At 46.0% G+C, this 16,415-nt stretch carries 14 protein-coding genes; 8 read left to right on the top strand and 6 right to left on the bottom strand.

The genetic code is table 11. The annotated features are described in order from the left end of the window. Positions 1-10: 10 nt before the first annotated feature. The 4 genes from H3U82_RS02730 to H3U82_RS02715 all read left to right on the top strand — a co-directional run bounded on the left by H3U82_RS02730 (position 11) and on the right by H3U82_RS02715 (position 5,770). Positions 11-1,342, top strand: coding sequence for a LysM peptidoglycan-binding domain-containing M23 family metallopeptidase (locus H3U82_RS02730; RefSeq protein WP_198209089.1), 1,332 nt, complete (start codon positions 11-13; stop codon positions 1,340-1,342). Positions 1,343-1,417: 75 nt separating this feature from the next. Beyond that, a complete protein-coding gene (gene xth / locus H3U82_RS02725; RefSeq protein WP_025330913.1) occupies positions 1,418-2,182 on the top strand; it encodes an exodeoxyribonuclease III in 765 nt (254 codons plus the stop codon). Beyond that, the gene (locus H3U82_RS02720) at positions 2,182-3,297 is read left to right on the top strand and encodes an anhydro-N-acetylmuramic acid kinase (RefSeq protein WP_198209087.1); all 1,116 of its coding nucleotides are present in this window, start codon (positions 2,182-2,184) and stop codon (positions 3,295-3,297) included. The genes xth and H3U82_RS02720 overlap by 1 nt, the downstream gene beginning before the upstream one ends. A gap of 112 nt (positions 3,298-3,409) precedes the next feature. Next, positions 3,410-5,770, top strand: a complete 2,361-nt coding sequence (locus H3U82_RS02715) for a DNA translocase FtsK (RefSeq protein WP_198209085.1) — start codon at positions 3,410-3,412, stop codon at positions 5,768-5,770. Between the two features lie 86 nt (positions 5,771-5,856). Here the strand turns inward: H3U82_RS02715 and lgt are convergent, their stop codons facing one another. Then, positions 5,857-6,708, bottom strand: a complete 852-nt coding sequence (lgt, locus tag H3U82_RS02710; RefSeq protein WP_198209077.1) for a prolipoprotein diacylglyceryl transferase — start codon at positions 6,706-6,708, stop codon at positions 5,857-5,859. A 307-nt stretch (positions 6,709-7,015) separates the two neighbouring features. Here lgt and hmpA point away from each other — a divergent pair, with 307 nt between their 5' ends. Both hmpA and H3U82_RS02700 read left to right on the top strand, forming a co-directional pair. Then, entirely contained in the window at positions 7,016-8,233 is a 1,218-nt protein-coding gene (gene hmpA, locus H3U82_RS02705; RefSeq protein WP_198209075.1) for an NO-inducible flavohemoprotein, read from the top strand. Positions 8,234-8,320: 87 nt separating this feature from the next. Then, entirely contained in the window at positions 8,321-8,770 is a 450-nt protein-coding gene (locus H3U82_RS02700) for an Rrf2 family transcriptional regulator (RefSeq protein ID WP_084586324.1), read from the top strand. Positions 8,771-8,811: 41 nt separating this feature from the next. Here H3U82_RS02700 and H3U82_RS02695 read toward each other — a convergent pair whose 3' ends face one another. From H3U82_RS02695 to H3U82_RS02680, 4 genes are all read right to left on the bottom strand, one after another. Then, a complete protein-coding gene (locus H3U82_RS02695; protein ID WP_084586323.1) occupies positions 8,812-9,999 on the bottom strand; it encodes an LD-carboxypeptidase in 1,188 nt (395 codons plus the stop codon). Positions 10,000-10,214: 215 nt separating this feature from the next. Next, entirely contained in the window at positions 10,215-11,657 is a 1,443-nt protein-coding gene (locus H3U82_RS02690; protein ID WP_198209073.1) for an aminoacyl-histidine dipeptidase, read from the bottom strand. A 72-nt stretch (positions 11,658-11,729) separates the two neighbouring features. Next, on the bottom strand, positions 11,730-12,467 hold the full coding sequence (gene ubiE / locus H3U82_RS02685) for a bifunctional demethylmenaquinone methyltransferase/2-methoxy-6-polyprenyl-1,4-benzoquinol methylase UbiE (RefSeq protein WP_037392994.1): 738 nt from the start codon (positions 12,465-12,467) through the stop codon (positions 11,730-11,732). 69 nt (positions 12,468-12,536) lie between these two features. After that, the gene (locus H3U82_RS02680; RefSeq protein ID WP_244895793.1) at positions 12,537-12,923 is read right to left on the bottom strand and encodes a gamma-butyrobetaine hydroxylase-like domain-containing protein; all 387 of its coding nucleotides are present in this window, start codon (positions 12,921-12,923) and stop codon (positions 12,537-12,539) included. A gap of 144 nt (positions 12,924-13,067) precedes the next feature. Here H3U82_RS02680 and nadE point away from each other — a divergent pair, with 144 nt between their 5' ends. Beyond that, positions 13,068-13,859: an NAD(+) synthase gene (nadE, locus tag H3U82_RS02675; protein ID WP_078474232.1), complete on the top strand. Its 792-nt coding sequence runs from the start codon at positions 13,068-13,070 to the stop codon at positions 13,857-13,859. 148 nt (positions 13,860-14,007) lie between these two features. Here nadE and H3U82_RS02670 read toward each other — a convergent pair whose 3' ends face one another. Next, positions 14,008-15,726, bottom strand: coding sequence for a proline--tRNA ligase (locus H3U82_RS02670; RefSeq protein WP_198209071.1), 1,719 nt, complete (start codon positions 15,724-15,726; stop codon positions 14,008-14,010). Positions 15,727-15,850: 124 nt separating this feature from the next. Here H3U82_RS02670 and hemG point away from each other — a divergent pair, with 124 nt between their 5' ends. Next, positions 15,851-16,408, top strand: a complete 558-nt coding sequence (gene hemG / locus H3U82_RS02665; RefSeq protein WP_078474233.1) for a menaquinone-dependent protoporphyrinogen IX dehydrogenase — start codon at positions 15,851-15,853, stop codon at positions 16,406-16,408. Positions 16,409-16,415: the final 7 nt, after the last annotated feature.

The following is a 16,415-nucleotide window of genomic DNA, read 5'->3' as shown; positions in this document are numbered from 1 at the left end:
ATACACAACCATGTCCCTGTTAACTCAATCATCAGCCTTGTTAAAGCAGTTAAAACAGAAAATAGCCGCCAAACCAAAACTCTGGTGTGGTATTGCCGTGGCAATCGTATTGCTTCTGATTATACTGGTTGTACTCATATCCGGCCGTAAACACAATTCAGATCGTTATCAGCCAAAGCATATAACACTTAAACTGGCACCGGTTAACATTAAAACCCAGGCGCCTGTACAGAATTTCTGGCGGGATGAAATCGTCCAGCCCGGCGATACGATTAACATGGTACTAAGCCGCTTTGGTATCAGTGCAGATGAAATTCAGCGCATTACCAGTCTTAACATCATCAAAAATAAGGTACAGCATTTACAGGTCAATCAGGTTTTCAGCATCCGCACGGATAACAATGGCCTCCTTACCGATATCCAGTTTTTTAACGATGATGACAATGGCGAAAAAAATCTGGTGGCACTGAAAAAAACCGGTAATAACTGGAATGCCGATATCAGCGCAGTGGATACTGAAACCCTGCCGACATTTAAAGCCGTTGTCGTTAAAACCTCTGCACGCGGAGCACTGGCACAAGCTGGTATTCCGGTAGAAATCAGAGAATCACTGCGTGAAATTTTCAAAGACAAAATTGATATTAACTCGCTGCAAAGTGGCGATACTATCCGCCTTATTTACGACAGCCTGTATTATCGCGGTCAGGAACTGGCAACAGGTGATATACGCGCAGCAGAATTCAGCCACAATGGCAATATTTATCATGCCTATTATTACGATACTGGTAATGATGGTAACGGTCAGTACTATGATGTAAATGGTAAACCTTTGCGCAAAGGATTTTCCAGTGTACCAGTTGATGGTGCACGAATTTCTTCCCCCTTTGGTACACGTTTTCATCCGATACTGCAAACTCTGCGCATGCACAGCGGTATCGATTATGCTGTTGCCAGCGGAACACCCATACATGCCCCATCGGATGGTACTGTTGAAAGCTTTGGTATCAAAGGGGGCTATGGCAATGCAGTTGTGCTTCGGCACAATGACAGCATGCAAACCCTGTACGGACACATGAGTGCTTTTGCTAATCTAAGTGTTGGTCAGCGTGTACAGGCTGGTGATATCATCGGATACGTAGGCAGTACTGGCGTTTCTACCGGCCCGCATCTGCATTACGAAGTCCGGATTAACGGACAGCCGGTAAATCCGACCAGCGTTGCCCTGCCGACCCGCACACTGAATGCACGTGAACTGGCTGACTTCAAAAAGAAACAGCATCACTGGGATAAGCAGTTATCCGGTTTTCGTAATCTGAATGTTACCATTGCCCAGCTGGATTAACTGATAGCGTTATCTGCTCTGGAACTCACCAAATTTTACGCATACAATACCCGTTTTGCTGAAACAGAATCCATCATGAAAATTGCCACCTGGAATGTGAACTCCCTCAATGTGCGTCTGCCGCATACGCTGCGCTGGCTCGAAGAAAACCAACCGGATATTCTGGCTTTGCAGGAACTGAAACTTGAGCAGGATAAATTCCCGGAAACTGAATTTACTCAAATCGGCTATCATGCAGCATGGAACGGACAGAAAACCTATAATGGCGTTGCCATACTCAGCAGACAGCCTCTTGAGGACGTAACAGTTGATATTCCCGAATTGAATGAACCGCAAAAACGTATTATTGCGGCAACGGTTAATGATGTCAGAATTATCTGTGCTTATTGCGTCAATGGTGAGGCTGTAGGCAGCGAAAAATTTGCCTATAAAGAGTGTTGGTTTGCGGCACTGAATAACTATATCAACACTGAGCTGGCACAACATCCCAAAACCATATTGCTGGGCGATTTTAATATCGCACCACACGATACAGATGTTTATGACCCGGTAAAATGGCAGGACAAAGTATTGTGTTCAGCACAGGAGCGCAGCTGGTTTCAGCAGTTGCTGAATCTGGGATTAACAGACAGTCTGTATTATCTTTATCCGGACAGCACAAACTATACCTGGTGGGATTATCGTATGAATATGTTTAAACGCAAACTTGGTTTACGCATAGATCATATACTGATCAGCAATGCGTTATTGCCGGCTTTGCGTGAAGTACAGATAGACAGCGAAGCCCGCGGCTGGGAACGCCCCAGTGATCATGCACCGGTAATGGCTACTTTCGCCTGATGAACAGCACACCTTCTTTTCAATACTATATCGGCCTGATGTCAGGTACCAGCATGGATGGTATTGATGCCGTACTGGCCAAGCTTTCCGGTACTCAATGGCTGGGTGTCTGTGCACATGCATTTGTCGCCTACCCGGAAACACTCAGGCAGCAGCTATTATCATTACAAATACCACAGCAGAACGAACTGGCACAGGCTGCCGTACTGGCACAGCAGCTAGCACGCCTGAATGCTCAGGCTGTCAGTACAGTGCTCAGTACAGCACAAACCGAAGCACGAGCCGTGACAGCACTGGGCTGTCACGGTCAGACCATACGTCATGTACCGGAACAGCATTACAGTATTCAGCTAATGGACTGGGCACTACTGGCCGAACTTACCGGTATTACCACAGTAGGTGATTTTCGCAGCCGCGATCTGGCTGCCGGTGGTCAGGGTGCGCCATTGGTACCGGCCTTCCATCAGGCAGTTTTTGCTGATGAAAAGCAATGCCGTGTGGTTCTGAATCTAGGCGGCATTGCCAATATCAGTGTTCTGCAACCACACCAGCCGGCATTCGGCTTCGATACCGGTCCGGCCAATATGCTGATGGATGCATGGGTACAGCAAAACTGGCAGCAGGAATTTGATTTTAACGGCACACTTGCCGCACAAGGCCGGACAATTGAGCCATTGCTGCAAGCCATGCTCAGCCATGCCTATTTCAGCCAGCCTTATCCCAAAAGCACCGGCCGTGATTTATTCAGTTTCGATTGGCTCAGCCAGTATCTTAACGGACAGGAAAATCCCGCAGATGTATTACGCACTCTGCTTGAACTAACCGCACACAGTGCAGTAAACGCCATTATAAATGCCGCATCTGATGCCGGCAGCGTATATGCATGTGGCGGCGGGGCGCAAAATCTGCTTCTGATGCAAACACTGGCACAGCAGCTAGATTTACATCGGATATCTCTATACAGCACCGATACTTTACAACTTCCGGCACAACTGGTTGAGGCTTCTGCCTTTGCCTGGCTGGCGGCATGCTGGTATCAGCGTCAGCCTGTAGCCACTCATCATGCTACAGGTGCTCATGGTGCACGTATACCCGGCTGCGGTTACTGGGTTTGATACTCCGCAAAAAACCGTTAAATCCTGTTACTAATATCAGATACAGAGCCTGACAGAACGTATAATAACCAGTTAATTTCTGATAAAAATACCAAATTAAGCTGCAACATTTATGGCCACAACACGAAAAAAAACTGCTCCGAGCAAGCAGTTACCGAAAAAACTCAAACCACAGGAAATCAGCAAACCCAGACAGCCATGGTTAATGAACCTCATTAATGATATTTTCTGGCTGCTGGCACTGATGATTACCCTGTTTGTCATACTGTCATTAGCCAGCTTTGATATGGCTGATCCGGCATGGTCACGCGGTATTGCACAAATTAATAAAACTCATAATCTGGCTGGTCTTACCGGAGCATGGCTGTCTGATATCGGCTACTACATTTTCGGTTTATCTGTCTGGTGGTTAATTATTGCTGCCATTATCGCCCTGTATAAAAGCTTTCGTCCGCTCAATGCACGCTCTCTTAACACCAGCGTTGACAGTAAACCCTACAGCATCTGGCTGGCTCTGAGTGGTTTAGCTGTACTTCTGGTTTTCAGCCCTGCCCTGGAAAATCTGGTATTTACCAGTGTGCTTGAGAATGCTCTGCCTATTGGTGCGGGAGGTTTAACTGGGCAAAGTTTCGGAAAACTGTTACATCAGTTCTTCGGTATGACCGGTGGTCTGATTATCAGTATATTTATGATGCTGATCGGGCTGTCAATGTTATTGCAGGTATCGTGGTTAACCGTAATCGAAAAACTTGGTGCACAGTTTGAATGGTTTTGGTGCAAATTACTGCGCCGGCCGCAGCGGTTAATTACCGAATTTCCTAACAACAAAACCGTCCGGCGTGTAGTCAAACAGGCCAAAAATATTACAGCAAAAAATATCGAACCGCCCGAGCTTACCACCAGCAACCGTAAAACCGTGGCTGTACGTACAGAAGTACCCGTTGCACAGGATTTAACAGAACCGGCACCGGTATCTGAACCTATAGTAAAAAGTGATAATGGTCTGATTCATTTACCGGATACAGAATTACTCAGCAAACCCTCCGGTCAGCCTGCTGTGGTTAACAGCGAGCTTTTACAGCAAACGGCTGCACACATCGAATCCCGATTGAAAGAATTCGGCGTTGAAGTTGAAGTGACCAGTGCCACTACCGGCCCGGTTATTACCCGCTATGAAATCGAGCCGGCACAGGGAGTAAAAGGCAGCCAGATAGTCAATCTTAATAAAGATCTGGCCCGCTCCCTTTCAGTACAAAGCGTGCGTGTTGTAGAAACCATCGCCGGTAAAACCACGATGGGCATTGAGCTGCCTAATGAAGAACGCCAAAACGTTCTGCTGTCAGAAATACTGGGCGCAAAAATCTTTCATGAAGCCGCTGATAAATTAACCATGGCTATGGGGAAAGATATTGCCGGTGCACCCGTGATTGCCAGTCTGGCGAAAATGCCGCATTTACTGGTTGCCGGTACTACCGGCTCTGGTAAATCTGTCGGTGTTAACTGCATGATTCTGTCGATTTTATACAAAGCACAGCCAGACGAAGTACGCTTTATCATGGTAGACCCGAAAATGCTGGAATTAAGCGTATACGACGGCATTCCACATCTGCTTGCTCCGGTGGTTACCGATATGAAAGAAGCAGCTCAGGCACTCAACTGGTGTGTTACCGAAATGGAAAAACGTTACCGACTGTTAGCGCATGTCGGAGTACGCAACATTACCGGCTTTAATGACAAAGTAGCAGCTGCCAAAGCAGCATCAACGCCACTGGTTAACCCATTCGGTACCAATCCGGACGATCCGGAACCACTGGATAAACTGCCTTATATCGTTGTTGTTATTGATGAGCTGGCAGACCTGATGATGGTAGAAGGCAAAAAAGTAGAACAGCAGATTGCCCGGCTGGCACAAAAAGCCCGTGCTGCCGGTATCCACCTGATACTGGCAACACAGCGCCCGAGTGTTGATGTGATTACCGGACTGATTAAAGCCAATATCCCCACCCGGCTTTCATTTCAGGTATCCAGCAAAATTGACAGCCGTACCATTCTGGATCAGATGGGCGCTGAAAACCTGCTGGGTAAAGGTGATATGTTGTTTTTACCGCCCGGTCAGGCTGAACCCACCCGTCTGCATGGTGCATTTGTCTCCGATGATGAAGTTCATGCCATCGTTAACTTCATTAAACAGCAGGCTCCTGCCCAATACGTAGAAGGCTTATTATCGGGAGAGGCTGCTCAGACTAATGTTAATCAGGTTAATCCGAACGCCAACAGTGACGAATTATTCGATCAGGCGGTAGCCTTTGTACTGGAAACCCGTAAAACATCTATTTCATCTTTACAACGCCATCTGCGCATTGGTTACAACCGTGCAGCAAATCTGATGGAAGCACTTGAAGCCGCAGGTATTGTTTCACCTGCCGAGCTGGGCGGCAGCCGGCGGATTCTGGCACACAAAGACAGCCTGTAAAGATTAATTACCCTTCTCTGTCTGCCAATGATTAAAGCCGCAATAAATATATTTTATTGCGGCTTTAACAGCTTTATAAATTCAGTTTAAGCTGCTTTTTTACAAGTATAAGCGAATCCGACTGCGCCAATCACAATCATCGGCAGACTGAGCCATTGCCCCATAGACATATGCATCGCCAGCAAACCAAGAAAGTCATCAGGTTCACGCGCAAACTCAACAATAAACCTGAATACACCGTAGCCAAGTAAAAACAGCATAGATGCCTGCCCCAGCGGACGAGGTTTTTTGGTAAACAGCCACATAATCACAAACAGCACAATTCCTTCAAGCATAAATTCATACAACTGTGAAGGATGGCGCGGCAGCATCTGAAATTTTTCCCATACCGGCAGCCATTTTTGCGGATCCTGCATTACCAGCGCCACATCATCATCATGCGCGTGCGGAAAACCCATCGCCCAGAAAGCATCAGCACTGGTAACACGTCCCCACAGCTCGCCGTTAATAAAATTACCGATACGACCGCATGCCAGTCCGAGCGGTATCAGCGGCGCCACAAAATCGGCTACCGCCCAGAATTTAACCTTGTGTTTGCGGGAAAACAGCCACATGGCGACCAGCACTCCGATAAAGCCGCCATGAAACGACATACCACCCTGCCAGATTTTCAGAATATCCAGCGGATGACTGAAATAGTACGCAGACTGATAAAACAAAACATAGCCCAGACGCCCGCCCAGTATCACACCGAATACACCCCAGGTAAATAAATCTTCCAGCAATTCATTGGTAAATATGGTCTGCCCGCTTTTAATCCGTCTGCGTCCCAGCCAGATAAACAAACAAAAACCAACAATATAACTTAATGCGTACCAGCGAATGGCCAGAGGACCCAGATGTATCAGTACTGGATCAAAATTCGGATGGATCATCATAAATTTAGCATTCCTCAGATATCCTGCTTATTTCATCAGTCACAACAGCCAGTCACCCTATTCTCGATAACAGCCGGAATGACCAGAAATACCACAACCAAAATAGCAGACAGTTTAACTCATATTAGCCAATCTATGCGCCACTTTCCGCATTTCATCCCTTGAAAGCAATACCGAACAGATTGAAATAGAAAAATTATTCATTTGATTGATTCAGTATTTATTGACAGTCGTTATTAAGCAGCCTAATATAAAATATGTATTTTATATACATATTAAATTACATAAAATTTTCGGGAGAACAATCATGCAACTTACTACCAGACAAATCGAACTGGTTCAGTCTACTATTCCAACCCTGCAGGAACATGGTGTTGAACTAACCCGCTACTTTTACAACAGGATGCTCACCAATAACCCCGACCTGAAAGAAATATTTAACCTTGGCAACCAGCGCAATGATGCGCAACCACATGCACTGGCCAGTGCAGTACTGGCTTATGCTCAAAACATTACCAAATTACAGAATCTCGGCGATGCAGTTAGTCAGATCGCTCACCGGCATGTCAGTCTGGATATTCAGCCGGATCAGTATCCAATTGTTGGTACCAATCTGCTGCACTCTATCAGTGAAGTATTGAACGTCCCCATGGAAAGTGAACTGATAAAAGCATGGACTGCCGCTTATCAGCAACTGGCCGACATTCTTATTACCACAGAAGCAAATCTATATAAGAAACAAGATAAAACTGAAGGCGGCTGGAATGGCTGGAAAAAATTTAAAATAGTTGATAAGCAGATTGAAAGCAGCGAGATTACCTCTTTTTATCTGCAACCGGCAGACAACAGCCCGCTGCCGGAGTATAAGCCCGGTCAGTATATTTCCGTTCGGGTTATGGTACCTCAGCTAGGCATCCGGCAACCGCGTCAGTACTCACTTTCCGACAGCAATCACCCGAACTATTTCCGCATCAGCGTCAAAAAAGAAATTGGTGACAAACAACATGCTGAAGGTTATGTGTCTACAACTCTGCATGAGCATTACCAGATCGGTGATGAACTGGAAGTAACCAACCCGACAGGTACTTTTATACTCCACCATCCGCATAAAAATACTGTTCTGATTAGCGCAGGTGTTGGTATCACACCCATGATTGCTATTCTGAATACCCTTGCCGCAGAAAAAAATCCGCATCAGCAAATCAGTTTTATTCATGCCTGCCGCAACAGTAATGTACTGGCGATGCACCAGCATATCACCGAATTGCAGCAAAGCATGCCTAATCTGCACAGCTATCTGGCCTGTGAAAATCCGGGTAAAGAATTAGCAGCAGATAAAACTGGTCGTCTGAATTTATCCGAACTGGACAGCTCAGTACTGCCTGCTGATGCAGACTATTATATTTGCGGCCCGATAGAATTTATGCATGCACAATATCAGGCTCTGCGTGATTTACAAATACCACAAAGTCAGATTTTCATGGAATTGTTCGGTACAGGCGGATTCAGCCAGCTGGCAGCATAATAACCATTTTGAAATTATTTAAACGAAATCTTTTCATGGCAGCTGAAAACAGGCAAAATTGACCTTCCATTAGTCTGACAGTCTGCCATGCAATTAAACCGTTTTACCGATTTAGGCCTACGCGTATTATTAGCTTTACAATACCTGCCTGAGAACAGACTTTCTACCGTAGAAAGTCTGGCCAGACAGCTCAGCGTATCTAAAAATCATCTGGTAAAAATTGTATATTTCATGGCACAGAGCGGCTGGATTGATTCCTTTAAGGGCAGAAAAGGCGGTATAAAACTGGCTGCCTCCAGCTATCAGCTCAAACTGGGTGATATTGTTCAGGCACTGGAGCTGGCCTCATCAGAGACCCCTCATTTAATCAACTGCCGGCAACCCCCATGCTCAATGGCAGAGTTTTGCTATCTTCCCCGACTATTCAGCGAAGCGCAGCAAGCCTTTTATCATTCCCTGAACCGCTATACCCTCAGTCAGCTCAGGGCTCCGGCTGATAATCAGGCAATTATCAAATGGCTGGAGCAGCCAGAATAAATCAGCTGAAAACTCAAGCTGACAAATTACTGCCAGAATAATTACATCGTATCTTCGGTTTCAGATGAAGAATCATTAGCAGGCGCAGTAGATCCGTTAAGTAGTCCCTCAACGGCAGGCGGTTGCGGAAGTAGCGTATTTAAAGCCAGTACAGAAGGATTCAAAACCGGATAATCACTGAAATCAATCTGATAACCACCATTACTGGTAGAATACAAACTTGCTTTAGCGCCCAGAGGAAAGGTAACCTTATCGGTAATATGCCCGAAAGGAAATCCAGTTAGTACCGGAACCTTTGTCAGCCTTGCCATCGTCTGAATCACAGAATTCAAAGTATAACTACTGTCATAGACATCACGAATCGAACCCATACGGAAATTACCCAGAATAATTGCCTGCTGTCGTGCAAGTACTCCGCTCAGATACAATGTCTGAAGCATGCGTTCTATCCGGTATGGCTGTTCACCCACATCTTCAATAAACAAAATACCGCCATTCACCTGTGGCATAAATTGAGAGCCGGCGAGCGCAGACAACACACTCAGATTGCCTCCCCACAAAATACCCTCAGCTCGTATCTGATAATTCTGTATATCGGCAACTGTAACTGACATTTTCGGATTACAGCTGTTCTCAATAAAAGAACGGGTGGTAAATAAACTCATCTGTGGTTTACCAAACTCACTATACAGCATTGGTCCAGCAAAACTGCACATTTTCCCCTGAGCCAGCAATGCCAGTTGCACAGCAGTAACATCACTGTAGCCATACAGTAATGTACCCTGCTCACGCATTCTTGCACCCAGAGAAGACCAGTTAACCAGAGGCAAAATACGCATCGCCCCGTATCCACCACGCAGCCCCATCAGCACCTTCGGTACAGGTACCCGGCCGATAGCAACATCCTGCAAATCTGCAGCACGCTCAGCATCACTGCCAGAAAAACGCTGATAGCGACGCATAAACGCCTGCTGATTACTCACGGCAAAACCGGCTATAGCCAGACGCTGGGCTGCCAGCTCACTTCGGCTGACGCTTTCACCAAATCCAGAACAGGCAAAAATACGCATAGTATTAAGATTATTATTGGTTTGCACAGGTACTTTAGGTGTTGATGCTGTTTTGACGTCAGGCTTCGGATTGCTGCGACAAGCCTGCAACAGACCGGCACCAGCAAAAGCAGCGCCGGCACGCAGAAAATTACGACGGCTATTTTGTTGAGTATCCATAAAACTCACTTCCTGATCCGGCAGATTGTCCGGACAAAAATATATGGGCCATTGTAAAAGTAATTCATTCTGATTAACAATATCAAAACCGAAATTATTTATGCCGGTACAAACCGGCTAAGGATTACTATATCCCTGTTTACGAAGAATAGCAGCAAAAAATAGCAAAAAGGCATGTCACAGCCATGCCTTTTCAGTACCAACCGGCAACCAGATTACTGCCGTGGCGGTATAGATTTGAGTAAATCCAGCAAAACAGACCAGCATTCAGCCACAGCTTTAATTTCTACCCGTTCTTTAGGAGAATGTGCTGCACGTATTGTCGGTCCGAATGACACCATATCCAGATGAGGTGCTTTACCACTGAGAATCCCGCATTCCAGTCCGGCATGAATAATCTGCAACGGTGGCTGTTTACCATAGTGACGGGCAAAAATAGTGCTGGTTAGTTTCAGTAAAGAAGAGTCTGCATTCGGTGCCCAGCCCGGATAATCTGCTGTTAACTCCAGATTTGCCCCGGCCATTCGCGCTAATGCAGCCAGACGCAAACTGAATTCATCTTTAGGTGTTTCCAGAAGCGAACGCATCAGACAATGTATCAGTAAACCATCGGTTCCGGTTTTCACTTCCCCCATATTAGAAGAAGTTTCCACAATCCCCTTAAACTGCTCACTCATGCGCATTACACCATTGGGCACAGCCAGCAGCAAATCAAGCGCTTTCTGAGTGCTTTCCAAAGTAGCGGCCTGAGTCAGATCCTCTGCCGGTAAAACTTCAATATCCAACTGTGTTTCTTCTGCCCATTCTGCAGCAATAACAGCAGCAATTGGTGCAACAGCTGTACGTGCTGTATCAGCGTCCAGGCCAATCACAGCCTGAGCCTCACGCGTGATTACATTGCGCAGCTCGCCACCCTGCCATGAACCCAGAGCAAAAGGTATCTGTGCATACAAACCGGACAGCACCCGTGCCAGCAATACATTAGCATTGGCATGATTTTTATCAATATCCACGCCTGAATGACCACCGCGCAAACCGGACACCCGAACAGTACATGCAGACAGCTTACCGGCTTGCCAGTTCAGAGGTAAGGTCATACTGGCATCACGACCACCTGCACAACCAATAAAAATCTCACCCGCTTCTTCGGTATCCAGATTAATCAGATAGGGCATCTGCAACCAATCCGCACTTAGCGCTTCTGCTCCGCCCATACCGATTTCTTCTTCAACCGTAACAATCAGCGTTAATTCAGGATGCGCAATATCTTCACTGAATATTACTGCCAGCCCCATAGCCAGACCGATACCATTATCAGCACCGAGGGTCGTGTCATTAGCCCAAACCCAGCCTTCTTTAATCTGGGTCTGCACCGGATCACGCTGAAAATCATGCTGCGAATCAGCACCTTTTTGTGCCACCATATCCATATGCGCCTGAATGGCTACCGGCACACAATTTTCCATACCCGCAGTGGCTGGTTTGCAAATACGCAAATTTCCCTTAGCATCAATATCTGTTTTCAGACTATATTCTTGTGCTGCCTTAACCAGCATTTCCCGCACAGCCTGTTCATGAAATGTCGGACGCGGTACCGCACACAAACGCGCAAACCACTGCCATACCGGCTGCGGCTGTAATTGTTCAATTTCACTCATAACATTACCCAGTCACATATAAAACAAATCAGGCCACCATATGGCAGCCTGAACACAGTGTCAACTGACAAACTAAAACTTAACCCCTTTATGCAAAGCCACCACGCCAGCGGTTAAATTATGATAATTCACACTATCAAATCCTACATCCAGCATCATTTTTCTTAACGTTTCCTGATCAGGATGCATACGGATTGATTCTGCCAAATACTGATAGCTGTCTGCATCTTTGGCAATCAGCTTACCCATCAGCGGCAGCATTTTAAATGAATATAAATCATAAACCGGCTTGAGCGGCTTGAATACATGCGAAAATTCCAGCACCAGCAAAGTACCGCCGGGTTGTAAAACGCGATACATTTCAGCCAGTGCTACCTCTTTATGCGTCATATTACGCAAACCAAACGATACCGACACCAGATTAAAATAATTATCCGGGAAAGGGAGTTTTTCTGCATCACACAGCGCCACCGGCAATACCAGCCCTTCATTAAGTAAACGATCCCGGCCCACTGTCAACATAGAAGAATTAATATCAGTAAGCCAGACTTCACCGCTGCGTCCTACCCGTCTGGCCCAGCCGCGCGACAAATCACCTGAACCACCGGCAATATCCAGTACCTTATCGCCTTTACGTACCGGAGCTGTGGTAATGGTAAAGTGCTTCCAGATCCGGTGTAAACCGCCGGACATCACATCATTCATCACATCATAGTTTTTGGCCACCGAATGGAATACACCGGCAACACGACCCGCTTTTTCATCTTCATCAACAGTTTGATAACCAAAATGAGTTTTGTGATCGCTCATACCACACTTTCAGAATTAAATATTGCCCAAATAAACTTATCCGGCTGCCTGCATCCGAATAACCGCAAATCAGTCGGGGTCACGGCTGGCACCGGCAAGAAGTAACTGCTTTTCATAACCAGCCCAGAGTTCTGCCTGACGAACAGCCAGATCATACAAATAATCCCAGTCGTACAACCCTGTATCATGTCCGTCTGAAAATGCAATACGCAAAGCATAATTACCAACCTGAGACAAAGCAGTAATCGTTACATCACGCTTACCTGTCTGTAATACTTCCTGTCCCGCTGCGTGACCGCGCACTTCAGCACTGAGTGAAAATACCCGCAGAAACTCAGCCTCAAGCTCATATGTTTTTGCTTCGTAAACCAGCCGTAATCTCTGCCGATTCTGACTTAAGCGGATTTCAGCTGGCACCATATCCTGCATATAACTATTTTTTCCGTCACAAGACATTAACAAACTATACCTATTCTAACCTAATATACCACTTACTGCCCAATCAGATTACATACATAAGCCGGCAGCAACAGACCCTTTGCAAGGCAAAGCTTAAAGAAGTATATTAATCCTGCTCAATAATCAGCGAAAGAATACACCATGCAAACAACAGCCATCATTGAATATATTGTTAACTGGTTACGTGATTATGCCACTAAGGCAAAATGCAAAGGTTTTGTTGTAGGCGTTTCCGGCGGTATCGATTCTGCCGTAGTCTCAACTCTTGCCGCCAGAACAGGCTTGCCCACATTAGTACTGGAACTGCCTATTCATCAGAAAGTTAATCAGATAGCACGGGCACAGGAGCATATTCGTCAGCTGAAAAGCCGTTATAACAACATAGAAGAACACTGGGTAGACCTTACCCGCACCTTTGATTCATTTACCATGGCGGTAGACATTGGTGACAATAAAGATGAACAAACCCAGCTGGCACTGGCCAATGCACGCAGCCGCCTGCGCATGATTGCACTATATTACTACGCTCAGGAACGCGGCCTGCTTGTGGTCGGAACCGGTAATAAAGTAGAAGATTTCGGCGTCGGGTTCTTTACCAAATACGGCGATGGTGGCGTAGATCTCAGCCCGATTGCCGATCTGCTTAAAAGTCAGGTATATACACTGGCTGAAGAACTGAACATAGATCAGAATATTATTGATGCTCCGCCTACGGATGGATTATGGGATGCCGATAAAACCGATGAAGAGCAGATTGGCGCCACCTACCCCGAGCTGGAATGGGCAATGAGCATCTACGACACACATAAAATCGACGACTTCACCGGCCGCGAACGCGAAGTATTTGCCATCTACGACCGCTACCACCGCGCCATGCAGCATAAAATCAACCCGATTCCGGTATGCAAGATTCCGGGCGAATTACTTAAATAATATAAAAAACCAGATTGCAAAATCTGGTTTTTTATTCAGTAATCTTTAAACTGCAACCATAATTACATTATCAAATCAGATTATTATTTTCTAATAATAATCAACCAAAACCAGACGCACAACGTCCGGTCTGTACACATTTAAAATATTAATTACGGCTGAATAAAGCACAAATATGCGGCACTACTGCATCAACGGCCAGCTCAGTAGCTTCAGTATCCCTGCGTGCCTGATACTCTACCTTACCCGCTTTCAGACCACGGTCACCAATCACAATCCGGTGCGGAATACCAATCAGCTCAGAATCATGCAGTAATACACCGGAACGTTCATCACGATCGTCCAGCAGCACATCTATTCCGGCCTGCTGTAATTGCGCATACAAATTATCTGCGGCAGCTTTTACATCAGCTGACTTTTTATAATTCATCGGCACAATCACCACCGTAAACGGTGCCATAGCTTCTGTCCAGATAATACCGCGTTCATCATTATTCTGTTCAATTGCCGCAGCAATCACACGCGTAATCCCGATACCATAACACCCCATTTCCAGCACAACATTTTTACCGTTCTGATCCAGAACAGTAGCCTGCATAGCTTCAGAATACTTAGTCCGTAACTGGAACACATGGCCAACCTCAATTCCGCGGGCCAGCTTCAGACTTCCGGTTCCGCATGGACTAGGATCACCGGCGATTACTTCGCGTAAATCAGCAAATTCCGGTTCTGCTGCATCACGGCCAAAATTAAAGCCTGTGTAATGATGATCGTCTTCATTAGCACCAATTACCCAGTCTGCAGATTTTGCAGTAGCAAAATCGGCGTATACCTTACCCTTAAAGCCCACAGGACCAAGCGAACCACCATGTGCGCCATTGAAAGCTGCTTCAATAGCTGCCACAGAAGCCATAGTTAACGGTGCTTTTACCCCTGCCAGCTTCTCAGCCTTGATTTCATTCAGATGATGATCTCCGCGAACCAGCAGCAATACTACCGTTCCCTCTTCTTCACCCTCAACAACCAGCGATTTCAGAGTCTGCTCAACCGGAATATTTAAAAATGCCACTAAATCTTCAATACTGCGTACATTCGGCGTATGAACTTTGCTTAAAGCCTGCCCTGCACTCCGGCGTTCACCTGATAATGGTAAAGTAGCAGCCAGCTCAACATTAGCTGCATAGTCAGATGTATCACTATAGGCAATAACATCCTCACCACTATCAGCCAGAACCTGAAACTCATGCGAACCCGTTCCGCCAATACTGCCGGTATCTGCTGCCACAGGACGATAATCTAGTCCCAACCGGTCAAAAACGCGGCAATAGGCATCAAACATATCCCGATAAGTCTGTTGCAATGATTCAAATGAAGTATGGAATGAATAAGCATCTTTCATAACAAACTCACGGGCACGCATTACCCCGAACCGTGGCCGTACCTCATCCCTGAATTTAGTCTGAATATGATAAAAATTCAGTGGCAGCTGCTTGTAGCTGCGAATTTCACTGCGCACAATATCCGTAATTACTTCCTCACAAGTCGGCCCCATACAGAACTCACGTTCGTGACGATCAGTAATACGCAATAATTCCTTACCATAAAATGCCCAGCGACCGCTTTCCTGCCACAATTCAGCCGGCTGAACTACCGGCATCAGCAATTCAATCGAACCAGCACGATTCATCTCTTCCCGCACAATATGTTCAACCTTGCGCAGTACCCGTAACCCCATCGGCATCCATGTATACAATCCGCTGGCCAGACGCCGGATCATCCCGGTACGCAGCATAAGCTTATGGCTGGCCAACTCCGCTTCGGCCGGAGCCTCTTTTAATGTTGAAATATAAAACTGACTGGCTTTCATATATATCTCCAAAAACAGCCGCCATTGTACCAGCCTCCGCGCAGTAAAAAAGCCAATATCTTGTACCTGAATAAACAAAATCAGCTTTAAATAATTACCCTGAGTAAAAACCGGCAGACGTGATATGATAAGTCTTATTTATCTGAATCCGTGCACCATGAAATATCTGCTTGTATACAGCAGCCGTTTTGGCTATACCCTTAAAATTGCCCAGACACTTGAAGCGCAATGGACTGCTGCCGGTATCACGGTTGATATGGTTAATCTGGCAGATGAGCCGTTTATTCAGCAGGGAGAATACGATAAAATTATTATTGGTGCCTCTATCCGGTACGGACACTACGCTTCTCAGCTGGCACCCTGGATAGAACGCCATCAGCAAATCCTCAACAACACCCCAAGTGCCTTTTTCAGCGTCAGCATACTGGCAAACAAACCTCATCGCAGTACACCGCAAACACATACCTACACACGTAAATTTTTTACCAAAAGCCCATGGCGCCCTCAGTTAATTGGAATTTTTGCCGGAGAGCTGCACTATGCCAAATATAACCTGTTCGACCGCTACATGATGCGTCTGGTTATGAAACTCAATAAAGGCGAAACACGTCTAGATGCCCATATTGAATATACCGACTGGCAAAAGGTACGAGATTTCGGTAAAAATATAATACAAATTTAACAATAAA

Source organism: Snodgrassella sp. W8132 (assembly GCF_016100865.1).
In the GTDB taxonomy this organism is placed as follows: Bacteria; Pseudomonadota; Gammaproteobacteria; order Burkholderiales; family Neisseriaceae; genus Snodgrassella; species Snodgrassella alvi.
Note: the sequence above shows the minus strand (reverse complement) of the source record. Positions and strands in the feature narration are given on the sequence as shown.